Consider the following 12346-nt stretch of genomic DNA (forward strand, 5'->3'; position numbering starts at 1 on the left):
TTGCCTGCGACCGCACCAGCGCGGTGGAAAGATCGCCGGCGCGGTCCCATCTGCGAAGAGCAATCTTGAACTCGGGGGCCAGAAGCGATGGGCATCGCCATTCCGTTCGACAACAGCTATGCGCGCCTGCCCAAAGCGTTCCATGCTCCAATCGCACCGAAGGCTTTGGCCGCCCCCCGCACCGTGAAGGTCAACCACGCGCTGGCCGACGACCTTGGGATCGACCCGACATCGCTCGAAACCGAGGAGGGCGCCGCCGTCCTCGCCGGTGCTCGCGCCGCGGCGGGGGCGGAGCCGATCGCCCTCGTCTACGCCGGGCACCAGTTCGGCCAGTTCGTGCCGCGCCTCGGCGACGGACGGGCCCTTCTCCTCGGCGAAGTCGTCGACCGCTTCGGACGCCGGCGCGACCTGCAGTTGAAGGGCTCGGGCATCACGCCCTATTCGCGGCAGGGAGACGGGCTGGCGGCGCTGGGGCCGGTGCTGCGCGAATATCTCGTCAGCGAGGCGATGCATGCGCTCGGCGTCCCGACGACCCGTTCGCTGGCGATCGTGACGACCGGCGAGAGCGTCTATCGCGAAACCGAACTGCCCGGCGCCGTCCTCACGCGCGTCGCCGCCAGCCATATCCGCGTCGGCACGTTCCAGTATTTCGCCGCGCGCGGCGAGGACGACAACCTGCGCGCCCTCGCCGATCACGCGATCGCCCGCCACCAACCGGACGCGCTCGGGGCGCCCGACCGCTATCGCCTGTTTCTCGAGGGCGTCGCGCGTCGGCAGGGCGCCCTGATCGCGCGCTGGATGCTTCTCGGCTTCGTTCATGGCGTCATGAACACGGACAACATGGCCGTGTCGGGCGAGACCATCGACTACGGTCCCTGCGCGTTTCTCGACCGATACGATCCGGCCACGGTCTTCAGCTCGATCGATCGCGGCGGCCGCTACGCCTACGGCAACCAGCCGGCGATCGGGCAATGGAACGTCGCGCGCCTCGCCGAGTGCCTGCTGCCGCTCCTGTCCGACGTGGAAGCCGAGGCGATGGAACAGGCGACCGGTGCGCTGTCGATCTACGCCGAGACGTTCAATACGACCTACCGCGAGGGGCTGCTCGCAAAGATCGGCCTTCCGGGCGGCGACGAACGCGATTCGGCGTTGGCGGACGACCTTCTGACGATCATGAAGGCGGGCGAAGCCGACTTCACCGCGACATTCCGCGGACTGGCGTCGCTCGCGGCAGGCGCGAACGGAGAAAACGTGGGGGCGGGTTTCCGCGAACCCGCAGCGTTCACGGCCTGGGTCGGCGCGTGGCGCGAGCGGATCTTGGAGAAGCACCTCGACACGCAGGCCGTGGCCGCGACGATCCGCGCTGCCAATCCGGCCTTCGTCCCGCGCAATCAGCGCGTCGAGGAGGTGATTGCGGCCGCGGTTCAGAACGAGGATTTCGCGCCGTTCGAGGCGTTCCTCGCCGTGCTGATGCGCCCATACGACGACCAGCCGGAGGCGTCGCGGTGGGCCGATCCGGGTCCGGCGGCGCCCTACCGCACCTTCTGCGGCACGTAATAGGGCCGATCAGCGACCATTCCGGCGAAGGCGGGCGCCATACCTGGTAAGGCCGCAGCCGGCGGATGTGAGCGGGCCGACGCAAGCCGACCCGGTCGATCTTCCAAGATCAGGCGCGCTCGCTGGTCAGCGAACGGCCTCGAAACCGTTGCACCAGGCGCGCCAGTCGGCGCTGCCGGGGCGGTAGGGGTTGTCCCGACGCGTCCGACTGCTGCGGGCTGCATCCTCGCCTTCCATGCGCACGATGTCGTCACGCGTCAGGGCGAAATTCGCTGCCTTCATCATTCGATTTTCCTTCACGATATCCATCAGTCCCTCCCGTCTTCTGGATCACAACATTTGGTCAACCATGCGACGGGGCCGCTCTATAGGGCAGCGGGAGCTCCCGTCAAAAGGACGAGGCCGATTTTTCCCGACAATGGTTTCCGGCAAAAAGGATGGTCCCGTTTCCTTTCGCCTGCAACTGACAGTATGTTTCGTTTCGTAGCATTTCGGTTTCGCTTTTTGCCTGTTTTCGATCGAGGTTGCCCATGTTGTCCGAGCGCCAGGCCCGAATCGTCGAAACGGCCAAGCGTGAGGGCAAGGTTCTCGTCGACGCGCTGGCCGGGCGGTTCGATGTCAGCGTCCAGACGATCCGCAAGGATCTCAACGAGCTCTGCGAGCAGCGTCTCCTGTCGCGCATCCACGGCGGCGCCGTACTCGGCTCGGGCGCCGAGAACGTCGGCTACGACGCGCGCCGCGCCATCGCCGCCGCCGAGAAGCTGGAGATCGGCCGCGCCGCCGCCGATCTCGTGCCCGACCGCTCCTCGCTGTTCATCAACATCGGCACCACGACGGAAGCGGCCGCGCAGGCGCTGCTGCATCACGCCGGCCTCCTCGTCATCACCAACAATCTCAATGTGGCCAACGTGATGCGCGCGAGCCCGCAGATCGAGGTGATCGTGGTCGGCGGCGTGATCCGGCGCACCGACGGCGGCATCGTCGGCGAGGCTGCAGTCGATTTCATCCGCCAGTTTAAGGTCGACTTCGCCATCGTCGGTGTTTCGGCCATCGATTCCGACGGCGCGCTTCTCGATTTCGACTACCGCGAGGTCCGGGTCGCGCAGGCGATCATGGCCAATGCCCGCCATGTCATCCTCGTCTCCGACTCGTCGAAGTTCGAGCGCAGCGCACCCGTTCGAATCGGTCATATCTCGCAGGTGCAAAGCTTCGTCACGGACCGCTGCGGTTCGGAAGAGGTGCGCGACATCTGCCATCAAGCCGGGGTTCGGCTGATCGAAACGGCGGTTGCGGCGGACGACACCTGACGCAGCTTGACTTTCGTTTATTTTCGTTTGTAATCACGTTACTTTCGCATTTGCGCGGTTTTTGCTGCACTGCGAAAGCGGTGAGGCCATGCAGCGGTTCGACGTTTTCATCATCGGCGGCGGGATCAACGGTTGCGGCATCGCCCGCGACGCGGCCGGTCGCGGATACTCGGTGGGTCTGGCGGAAGCCAAGGATCTGGGGAGCGGCACGTCTTCCTGGTCCACCAAGCTGATCCACGGCGGGCTGCGCTATCTCGAGCACTACGAGTTCCGCCTCGTGCGCGAAGCGTTGATGGAGCGCGAGGTTCTCTGGGGCATCGCGCCCCATATCATCGAACCGCTCCGCTTCGTGCTGCCGCATCATGCGGGCCTGCGCCCATCCTGGCTGCTGCGCCTCGGCCTTTTCCTCTACGATCATCTCGGCGGCCGGAAGAAGCTGGCCGCGACGCGCACGGTGGACCTCAGTGGCCCGCTAGGCGCGCCGCTGAAGCGCGAGTTCGCCAAGGGTTTCGAATATTCCGACGCACGCGTCGACGACACGCGGCTGGTGGTGCTCAACGCCCGCGACGCGCAGCGCCACGGCGCCTCGATCCGGGTGCGAACCCGCGTCACCGGCGCACGGCGCGAGGCCGACGGCTGGACGATCACGCTCGAGGACGCCGAGACCGGCGCGGTCGAGACCGTCGCTGCCCGCTTCCTCGTCAACGCGGCCGGCCCCTGGGTCGATCAGGTGATCCGATCGGCGATGGGACGGAACGACGCGCACAACATCCGCCTCGTCCAGGGCTCGCACATCGTCATGCGCAAGCTCTTCGACCATGACCGGGCCTACATCTTCCAGAACGCCGACGGCCGCATCATCTTCGCGATCCCCTACGAGCGCGCCTTCACGCTGGTCGGCACGACCGACCGCGACTACACCGGCGATCCGGCGAAGGCGGCGATCAGCGAGGAGGAGACGACCTATCTCCTCGATGCCGCCAGCGAATATTTCGAGAAGCCCCTGCTTCGCGAGGACATCGTCTGGACCTTCTCGGGCGTGCGCCCGCTGTTCGACGACCACGCCTCGAAGGCGCAGGAAGCAACGCGCGACTATGTCCTGAAGGTGGACACGGCGGCCGGCGCGCCGCTCCTCAACATCTTCGGCGGCAAGATCACGACCTACCGCCGGCTCGCCGAAGACGTTCTCGTCTCCATCGAGAAGGCGCTCGGAGCCAAGCGCGGCGCCTGGACAGGTGAGGCACCCCTGCCCGGCGGCAATTTTCCGGTGGACGGTCTCGGCTTGCTCGAGGCCGAGCTTGCGTCGCTCGCGCCGAGCCTTTCGAAATCGACCCGCGAGCGCCTCGTCCGGGCTTATGGCACGGACGCCCTGGCGATGGCGAAGGACGGCGGAGCCGACTGGGGTCGCGACCTCGGGCACGGCCTGTCCGAGCGCGAAGTCGCGTGGCTCGTTCGCAACGAATGGGCCCGAAGCGTCGAAGACGTCCTGTGGCGTCGCTCCAAGCTCGGCCTGCGCTTCGCGCCGGACGAGACGGGGCCGCTGGAGGAATGCCTTCGAGCCCTCGTCGCGCGAGAGCGAAGTCCGGGGCTCGCCGCTGAGTAACGCGGGTCGCACCGGAGGACGGGTGTGATCGCGACAGTGAAATCAAGGCTGCACGGGAGGAAACGGGTGCTGCTTTTGGAACAGGTCGGCAAGCGCGTCGGCGCCGAGACCCATATCGAGGACGTGAGCCTGACGCTGCAGCGCGGCTCGCTCAATGTCCTTCTAGGCCCGACCCTGTCGGGCAAGACCAGCCTCATGCGCCTGATGGCCGGGCTCGACCGGCCGACGAGCGGGCGCATCTTCATGGACGGGCGCGACGTGACGGGCGTGCCCGTGGCCAAGCGCAACGTCGCGATGGTCTACCAGCAGTTCATCAACTACCCCGCGATGACGGTGTTCGAGAACATCGCCTCGCCGCTGCGCGTGAAGGGGCGGCCCGAGGCCGAAATCCGCGCCGAGGTGACGGGCGCGGCCAAGCTGATGAAGCTCGAGCCCTATCTCGACCGCACGGTGCTCAATCTGTCGGGCGGCCAGCAGCAGCGCACCGCGCTGGCGCGTGCCCTCGTCAAGAAGGCCGACCTCGTGCTTCTCGACGAGCCGCTCGCCAATCTCGACTACAAGCTGCGCGAGGAACTGCGCGAGGAACTGCCGCGCATCTTCGCGGAGGGCGGCGCGATCTTCGTCTATGCGACGACGGAGCCGACCGAGGCGCTGCTTCTCGGCGGCAACACCGCGACGCTCTCGAAGGGACGCGTCACCCAGTTCGGCCCGACCCCCGACGTCTACCGTCGCCCGGCGGACCTCGAGACCGCGCGCATCTTCTCCGATCCCCCGCTGAACGTGCTGCCGATGAGCGCGCGCGGTGGCCAGCTCACGTCGCCGCACGGGTTCTCCATCCCGGCGCCGGGCCTCGCCGACGGCGACTATCTCGCAGGCGTCCGTGCGCACCATCTGCGCGCCGGCGGGGCCGCGCCGGGTGCAGCGAGCTTCGAGGCCCGCGTCGTGGTGACCGAGGTCACGGGCTCGCAGACCTATCTGCACGCCGACCTCGGCGGCGAGCGCATCGTGGCCGTCCTGCCGGGCGTCCGCTCGGCCGAGCGCGGCGATCCGATCACCCTGCATTTCTCGCCCGCCGACATGCGTGTCTTCGGAGCGGACGGGCGGGCGGTTGCCCCGGCCCTCGCGCGCGCGGCCTGAGGGAGGAACCGATGGCCAAGATCCAGCTCGACCACATCCGCCACGCCTACACGCCCGAGCTCGCGCGCGCCGGGACCTACGCCTTGCGCGAGGTCGACCACGTGTTCGAGGACGGCGGCGCCTACGCCCTGCTCGGTCCTTCTGGCTGCGGCAAGACCACGCTCCTCAACATCATTTCCGGTCTGCTCATCCCATCCGAAGGGCGGCTGCGGTTCGGCGAGCGCGATGTGACCGACCTTGCGCCCGAGGCCCGCAACATCGCGCAGGTCTTCCAGTTTCCGGTCATCTACGACACGATGACCGTGGCGGAGAACCTCGCCTTCCCGCTGCGCAACCGAAAGGTGCCGGAAGCCGAGATCTCGCGGCGTGTCGCCACGATGCTGGACCGCCTAGCCCTCACGCCGAAGGCCAACCGCAAGGCGCGCGGCCTCACGGCCGACGAGAAGCAGAAGATCTCGCTCGGTCGCGGCCTCGTGCGCAACGACGTCAACGCCATCCTCTTCGACGAGCCGCTGACCGTCATCGACCCGCAGATGAAGTGGGTCCTGCGCTCGCTCCTGAAGGAGCTTCATCGCGAGTTCCGCGCGACGATGGTCTACGTCACGCACGATCAGACAGAGGCGCTGACCTTCGCCGAGAAGGTCGTCGTCATGTACGAGGGTCAGGTCGTGCAGATCGGCACGCCGAAGGAGCTCTTCGAGCGGCCGCGCCACACGTTCGTCGGCTACTTCATCGGCTCGCCGGGCATGAACGTCCTGCCCTGCCGCATCGAGAACGGCCGCGCGATCCTCGAGGGCGGATCGGTCGAGACGCGCTCGATGGCGCCCGGCGCCGCCCGCAAGATCGAGCTCGGCGTGCGCCCCGAATTCGTGCGCCTCGTGCCGCAGGGAAGCGAGGGCTCGCTGCCCGTCCGCATCGACAAGATCGAGGACATCGGCTCCGAGCGCATCGTGCGCGCGCGCCTCGGCGGCGACAAGCTTGCCGCGATACTGCCCGAGGGCGCCGAGGTTCCGGCGGACGCCGCCGTGCGCTTCGAGCCCGGCGCGGTCAACCTCTATGCCGACAGCTGGCTCGTGGCGGAAAGGGGCTGAACCATGGAAAAGACCTGGAACAACAAGGCCTGGTTCATGGTGCTGCCGGTGCTCCTGCTGGTGGCCTTCTCGGCGGTGATCCCGCTGATGACCGTCGTCAACTACTCGGTGCAGGATAGCTTCGGAAACAACGAGTTCTTCTGGGCGGGAACCGAATGGTTCACCGACGTCCTCCAGTCCTCGCGCTTCCACGACGCGCTGGTGCGAAACCTGATCTTCTCCGGCATCATCCTCGCGATCGAGGTGCCGCTCGGCATCCTCGTGGCGCTCGCCATGCCCAAGAAGGGCATCTGGGTGCCGGTCTGCCTCGTGCTCATGGCCCTGCCGCTCCTCATTCCCTGGAACGTCGTCGGCACGATCTGGCAGGTCTTCGGCCGCACCGACATCGGCCTTCTCGGCCACACGCTGGCCAGCCTCGGCATCCCGTACAACTACGTGCAGAACTCGTTCGACGCCTGGGCGACGCTCATCGTCATGGACGTCTGGCACTGGACGAGCCTCGTCGTGCTCCTCTGCTATGCCGGCCTCGTCTCGATCCCCGACGCCTACTATCAGGCGGCCAAGATCGACGGCGCCTCGCGCTGGGCGGTGTTCCGCTACATCCAGCTGCCCAAGATGGGCCGCGTGCTGCTGATCGCCGTGCTGCTGCGCTTCATGGATAGCTTCATGATCTACACCGAACCCTTCGTGGTGACGGGCGGCGGTCCCGGCAACTCGACGACCTTCCTGTCGATCGACCTCGTGAAGACCGCGGTCGGGCAGTTCGATCTCGGACCGGCGGCAGCCATGAGCCTGATCTACTTCCTGATCGTGCTGCTCCTCTCGTGGGTCTTCTATACCGTGATGACCAACGCGGGCACCGATCGGCCGAGCGCGGGAGACCAGGCATGAGCGCCACCACCGTTCCCGCCACCGAGTCGCACGGGGCCATTCCGCCAGCGCTGCATTCCGAACAGGCGCTGAAGGCCCGCTCGCGCATGGCGTCCGGCCGGTTCCGGCCGAAGGCGCTGATCCCGGCGATCTACATCCTGTTCCTGCTTCTGCCGATCTACTGGCTCGTCAACATGAGCTTCAAGACGAACCAGGAGATCGTCTCGACCTTCACGCTCTGGCCGCAGGATCCGACGCTCGCTAACTACCGGACGATCTTCACCGACCCGTCATGGTACAACGGCTACATCAACTCGATCATCTATGTCGTGATGAACATGGTGATTTCGGTCTCGGTGGCGCTGCCGGCAGCCTACGCCTTCTCGCGCTACCGGTTCCTCGGCGACAAGCACCTGTTCTTCTGGCTGCTGACCAACCGCATGGCGCCGCCGGCCGTGTTCGCCCTGCCCTTCTTCCAGCTTTATTCGGCCTTCGGCCTGATCGACACGCACATCGCGGTGGCGCTCGCGCACTGCCTGTTCAACGTGCCGCTGGCGGTGTGGATCCTGGAAGGCTTCATGTCCGGCGTGCCGAAGGAGATCGACGAGACGGCCTATATCGACGGCTACTCGTTCCCGCGCTTCTTCTTCAAGATCTTCATGCCGCTGATCGCGAGCGGCATCGGTGTCGCGGCTTTCTTCTGCTTCATGTTCTCCTGGGTCGAACTCCTGATTGCCCGCACGCTGACGGTCACCGACGCCAAGCCGATCTCCGCGATCATGACGCGCACGGTCTCGGCGTCCGGCATGGACTGGGGCGTTCTGGCGGCCGCCGGCGCGCTGACCATCATTCCGGGCGCGATCGTGATCTGGTTCGTGCGAAACTACATCGCCAAGGGCTTTGCCCTCGGGAGAGTGTGATGGACCGTTCCGGCCTGTTCATCCGCAACACCATCGCCAAGGGCTTCGCCCTGGGCCGCGTCTGAGGAGGGACGAATGGACTTCTCATGGATGGCCTGGACCTGGCCGACCGCCGCCTTCTTCCTCTGCATCTTCGCGCTCATCGCGATGATGGGCGTGTGGGAGGTGGCGTCGCCCGGCGGCTCGCCGCGGGTCGGGGTGCTCCGCTTCGAGACCACGCGCGGCGACCGCCTGTTCGTCTCGCTGCTCGGCTCGGCGTTCATCTGCCTCGGCTCGCTGTTCTTCTTTCCCGACGCCCAACTCTGGTGGGCGCTCGGTGTCTGCCTCGTCTTCGCGGGGCTTGTGTTCCGCTTCATCTGAGGCGGCAGAAAACCCCGTCGCGCGCGGCCGGTCGCGCGGGAGGGCTCGTCGGACCGGCCGCAGACTGCATGGCTCTTGGGAGGAGACCGACATGAAGAAACATTGGATGATGAGCGCGGCCGGCATCGCCATCGCGCTCGCCGCCGGGCCGGCCTTTGCCGACATGAATGCGGCCAAATCGTTCCTGGACGCCGAGATCAAGGATCAGTCCAGCCTGACGCGTGCCGACCAGGAAAAGGAGATGCAGTGGTTCATCGATGCCGCGAAGCCCTTCGCCGGCATGGAGATCAAGGTCGTCTCCGAGAACATCACCACCCATGACTACGAGTCGAAGGTCCTCGCCAAGGCCTTCTCCGACATCACCGGCATCAAGCTGACGCACGACATCATCGGCGAAGGCGACGTGATCGAGAAGCTGCAGACGCAGATGCAGTCGGGCGAGAACATCTACGACGCCTACGTCAACGATAGCGACCTGATCGGCACGCACTGGCGTTACAACCAGGTGCGCAATCTCACCGACTGGATGGCGGGCGACGGCAAGGACGTGACGTCCCCGACCCTCGACATCGCCGACTTCATCGGCACCAGCTTCACGACGGCACCCGACAAGAAGCTCTACCAGCTGCCCGACCAGCAGTTCGCCAACCTCTACTGGTTCCGATACGACTGGTTCAACGACGAGAAGAACAAGGCCGACTTCAAGAAGGAGTACGGCTACGACCTCGGCGTGCCGGTCAACTGGTCGGCCTACGAGGACATCGCCAAGTTCTTCACCGGGCGCGAGATCGACGGCAAGAAGGTCTACGGCCATATGGACTATGGCAAGAAGGACCCCTCGCTCGGCTGGCGCTTCACCGACGCCTGGCTGTCGATGGCCGGCAACGGCGACAAGGGCCTGCCGAACGGCCTGCCGGTCGACGAATGGGGCATCCGCGTCAACGACAAGTCGCAGCCGGTCGGCTCGTGCGTCGCGCGCGGCGGCGACACCAACGGCCCGGCCGCCGTCTATTCGATCGAGAAGTACCTCGAGTGGCTCAAGGCCTACGCGCCGCCGCAGGCGCAGGGCATGACCTTCTCCGAGTCCGGCCCGGTGCCGGCCCAGGGCGAGATCGCGCAGCAGATCTTCTGGTACACGGCCTTCACGGCCGATGCCGTCAAGAAGGGCCTGCCGGTGGTCAACGACGACGGCACGCCGAAGTGGCGCATGGCCCCCTCCCCGCACGGCGTCTACTGGGTCGACGGCATGAAGCTCGGCTATCAGGACGTCGGCTCCTGGACGCTGATGCAGTCCACCCCGACCGAGCGCGCCAAGGCCGCCTGGCTTTACGCCCAGTTCGTCACCTCCAAGACGGTGGACGTGAAGAAGAGCCACATGGGCCTCACCTTCGTGCGTGAATCGACGATCCGGCACCAGAGCTTCACCGACCGCGCCAAGGACCTCGGCGGCCTCGTCGAGTTCTACCGCTCGCCGGCCCGCAAGCAGTGGTCGCCCACCGGCACCAACGTTCCCGACTACCCGAAGCTCGCGCAGCTCTGGTGGCAGGCGATCGGTGATGCCGCGGCCGGCAACAAGACGCCGCAGGAAGCCATGGACTCGCTCTGCGCCGAGCAGGAGAAGGTGATGGCACGCCTCGAGCGCGCCGGCATCCAGGGCGACAAGGGACCGAAGCTCAACGAAGAGCACGACCTCGCCTACTGGAACGCTGAGGCGAAGAAGAACGGCACCATCGCTCCTCAACTCAAGAAGGAGGACGAGAAGGAAAAGCCGATCACCGTCAACTACGACGAACTGGTGAAGAGCTGGGCGGACGCGGCTCCGGCCAAGTGATCCACCCGACCTGACAGACGAGCGGGAGGGCCGGACGACCGGCCCTCCCGCACCCGTTTCAAACCGAAGGGCTTCGCTTCATGACCGGATACGTGCTGGCGATCGACCAGGGCACGACGTCGTCCCGCGCCATCGTCTTCGACGACAGCTTCCGCGTGGTGGGCGTCGGACAGCAGGAGTTCGAGCAGATCCTGCCGCGCTCCGGCTGGGTCGAGCACGACCCGGAAGCGATCTGGCGCTCCGTCGTCGAGACGGTGAAGACGGCGCTCGCCGACGCCTCGCTCTCGCCACGCGACATCGCCGGCATCGGCATCACCAACCAGCGCGAGACGACCCTGATCTGGGATCGCGACAGCGGCCAGCCCATCCACAACGCCATCGTCTGGCAGGACCGGCGCACCGCCGACATCTGCCGGACACTCATGGAGGACGGCGCGGAGGAGACGATCTCCGAGCGAACCGGCCTCGTGATCGACCCCTACTTCGCCGGCACCAAGATCGCCTGGATGCTCGACAACGTATCGGGCGCACGTGCCAAGGCCGAGGCCGGCAAGCTCGCCTTTGGCACCGTCGACACGTTCCTTCTCTGGCGCCTGACGGGCGGGCGCGTCCACGCGACTGACGCCACCAACGCCTCGCGCACGATGCTGTTCGATACGGCCCGCAACGAGTGGGACGACGAACTGCTGCGCCTCCTCAACGTGCCGCGCGCGATCCTCCCCGAAGTGCGCGACTGCGCCGCCGATTTTGGCACGACCGAAGCCTCGCTCTTCGGCGAGGGCATCCGCATCTGCGGGATCGCCGGCGACCAGCATGCCGCGACGCTCGGCAACGCCTGCTTCCGGCCGGGCATGATGAAGTCGACCTACGGCACCGGATGCTTTGCGGTCCTCAACACCGGCACGGAGCGCGTTCGCTCCGCGAACCGGCTTCTCTCGACGATTGCATACCGCCTCGACGGGCAGACGACCTATGCGCTGGAAGGATCGATCTTCATCGCTGGCGCTGCCGTCCAATGGCTGCGCGACGGTCTGAAGATCGTGGAGAAGGCGTCCGACACCGGTCCGATGGCAACGCGCGCCGACGAGGGGCAGGACGTCTATCTCGTGCCCGCCTTCACCGGCCTCGGCGCGCCTTGGTGGGACGCCGAGGCGCGCGGCGCGATCTACGGGCTGACGCGCAACACGGGGCCGAACGAGATCGCCCGCGCCGCCCTGGAAGCCGTCTGCTTCCAGACAGCCGACCTCCTGTCGGCCATGCGCCGCGACTGGAAGGGCGCGTCCGATACCGTGCTGCGCGTCGACGGCGGCATGGTCGCGAGCGACTGGACGATGCAGCGGCTTGCCGACATTCTCGATGCGCCGGTGGACCGGCCGACCGTCCTCGAGACCACGGCGCTCGGCGCCGCCTGGCTGGCGGGGCGTCACTGCGGCGCCTGGCCCGACATGGACGGCTTCTCCGCCCGATGGCGCCTGGAGCGCCGCTTCGAGCCGGCGATGGGGGCGGTGGAGCGCGGCGCCAAGCTGAAAGGCTGGTCGCAGGCCGTGCGCCGCACACTGACGGAAACGGTGGCCGGTTAGAGGCCGATCGGCAATCGCCATCGTCGAAACGCTGTTCGTCCGACGGCGACGTAACGAGCGCAGTCGATGCCGGCGGCACCGATCGAGATC

11 protein-coding genes are annotated in these 12346 nt (G+C 66.7%); 10 read left to right on the plus strand and 1 reads right to left on the minus strand.

Annotated features, from left to right (window positions below):
- Window positions 1-87: 87 nt before the first annotated feature.
- Window positions 88-1557: a protein adenylyltransferase SelO gene (locus ASF65_RS06490; protein WP_055886850.1), complete on the plus strand. Its 1470-nt coding sequence runs from the start codon at window positions 88-90 to the stop codon at window positions 1555-1557.
- A gap of 126 nt (window positions 1558-1683) precedes the next feature.
- On the opposite strand, the gene ASF65_RS06495 is transcribed toward ASF65_RS06490, so the two are convergent.
- A complete protein-coding gene (locus ASF65_RS06495; protein WP_055886852.1) occupies window positions 1684-1866 on the minus strand; it encodes a hypothetical protein in 183 nt (60 codons plus the stop codon).
- Window positions 1867-2087: 221 nt separating this feature from the next.
- Here ASF65_RS06495 and ASF65_RS06500 point away from each other — a divergent pair, with 221 nt between their 5' ends.
- The 9 genes from ASF65_RS06500 (at window position 2088) to glpK (ending at window position 12256) form a co-directional block, all read left to right on the plus strand.
- Window positions 2088-2864: a DeoR/GlpR family DNA-binding transcription regulator gene (locus tag ASF65_RS06500; protein ID WP_055886855.1), complete on the plus strand. Its 777-nt coding sequence runs from the start codon at window positions 2088-2090 to the stop codon at window positions 2862-2864.
- Between the two features lie 88 nt (window positions 2865-2952).
- Entirely contained in the window at window positions 2953-4467 is a 1515-nt protein-coding gene (gene glpD, locus ASF65_RS06505; RefSeq protein ID WP_055886857.1) for a glycerol-3-phosphate dehydrogenase, read from the plus strand.
- Window positions 4468-4533: 66 nt separating this feature from the next.
- Window positions 4534-5604: an ABC transporter ATP-binding protein gene (locus ASF65_RS06510; protein WP_055886860.1), complete on the plus strand. Its 1071-nt coding sequence runs from the start codon at window positions 4534-4536 to the stop codon at window positions 5602-5604.
- An 11-nt stretch (window positions 5605-5615) separates the two neighbouring features.
- Window positions 5616-6695 carry an ABC transporter ATP-binding protein gene (locus tag ASF65_RS06515; RefSeq protein WP_055886863.1) on the plus strand — a complete coding sequence of 360 codons (1080 nt, stop codon included), beginning with the start codon at window positions 5616-5618 and terminating at the stop codon, window positions 6693-6695.
- A 3-nt stretch (window positions 6696-6698) separates the two neighbouring features.
- Complete coding sequence (locus ASF65_RS06520; protein WP_055886867.1) at window positions 6699-7586, plus strand: sugar ABC transporter permease; 888 nt, start codon at window positions 6699-6701, stop codon at window positions 7584-7586.
- An 86-nt stretch (window positions 7587-7672) separates the two neighbouring features.
- Window positions 7673-8485, plus strand: coding sequence for a carbohydrate ABC transporter permease (locus ASF65_RS06525; protein WP_055886979.1), 813 nt, complete (start codon window positions 7673-7675; stop codon window positions 8483-8485).
- A 75-nt stretch (window positions 8486-8560) separates the two neighbouring features.
- Entirely contained in the window at window positions 8561-8845 is a 285-nt protein-coding gene (locus ASF65_RS06530) for a DUF2160 domain-containing protein (protein ID WP_055886869.1), read from the plus strand.
- A gap of 91 nt (window positions 8846-8936) precedes the next feature.
- Complete coding sequence (locus ASF65_RS06535) at window positions 8937-10676, plus strand: ABC transporter substrate-binding protein (RefSeq protein ID WP_055886872.1); 1740 nt, start codon at window positions 8937-8939, stop codon at window positions 10674-10676.
- A gap of 80 nt (window positions 10677-10756) precedes the next feature.
- The gene (gene glpK, locus ASF65_RS06540) at window positions 10757-12256 is read left to right on the plus strand and encodes a glycerol kinase GlpK (RefSeq protein ID WP_055886875.1); all 1500 of its coding nucleotides are present in this window, start codon (window positions 10757-10759) and stop codon (window positions 12254-12256) included.
- Window positions 12257-12346: the final 90 nt, after the last annotated feature.

The organism is Aureimonas sp. Leaf324, assembly GCF_001423245.1.
Taxonomy (GTDB): Bacteria; Pseudomonadota; Alphaproteobacteria; order Rhizobiales; family Rhizobiaceae; genus Aureimonas.

Bases quoted from the DNA above. Each gene is read 5' to 3' on its own strand.
- ASF65_RS06495 (WP_055886852.1), bottom strand. From the start codon at position 1,866: ATGGATATCGTGAAGGAAAATCGAATGATGAAGGCAGCGAATTTCGCC.
- ASF65_RS06490 (WP_055886850.1), top strand. From the start codon at position 88: ATGGGCATCGCCATTCCGTTCGACAACAGCTATGCGCGCCTGCCCAAA.
- glpD (WP_055886857.1), top strand. From the start codon at position 2,953: ATGCAGCGGTTCGACGTTTTCATCATCGGCGGCGGGATCAACGGTTGC.
- ASF65_RS06530 (WP_055886869.1), top strand. From the start codon at position 8,561: ATGGACTTCTCATGGATGGCCTGGACCTGGCCGACCGCCGCCTTCTTC.
- ASF65_RS06520 (WP_055886867.1), top strand. From the start codon at position 6,699: ATGGAAAAGACCTGGAACAACAAGGCCTGGTTCATGGTGCTGCCGGTG.
- ASF65_RS06525 (WP_055886979.1), top strand. From the start codon at position 7,673: ATGGCGTCCGGCCGGTTCCGGCCGAAGGCGCTGATCCCGGCGATCTAC.
- ASF65_RS06500 (WP_055886855.1), top strand. From the start codon at position 2,088: ATGTTGTCCGAGCGCCAGGCCCGAATCGTCGAAACGGCCAAGCGTGAG.
- glpK (WP_055886875.1), top strand. From the start codon at position 10,757: ATGACCGGATACGTGCTGGCGATCGACCAGGGCACGACGTCGTCCCGC.
- ASF65_RS06515 (WP_055886863.1), top strand. From the start codon at position 5,616: ATGGCCAAGATCCAGCTCGACCACATCCGCCACGCCTACACGCCCGAG.
- ASF65_RS06535 (WP_055886872.1), top strand. From the start codon at position 8,937: ATGAAGAAACATTGGATGATGAGCGCGGCCGGCATCGCCATCGCGCTC.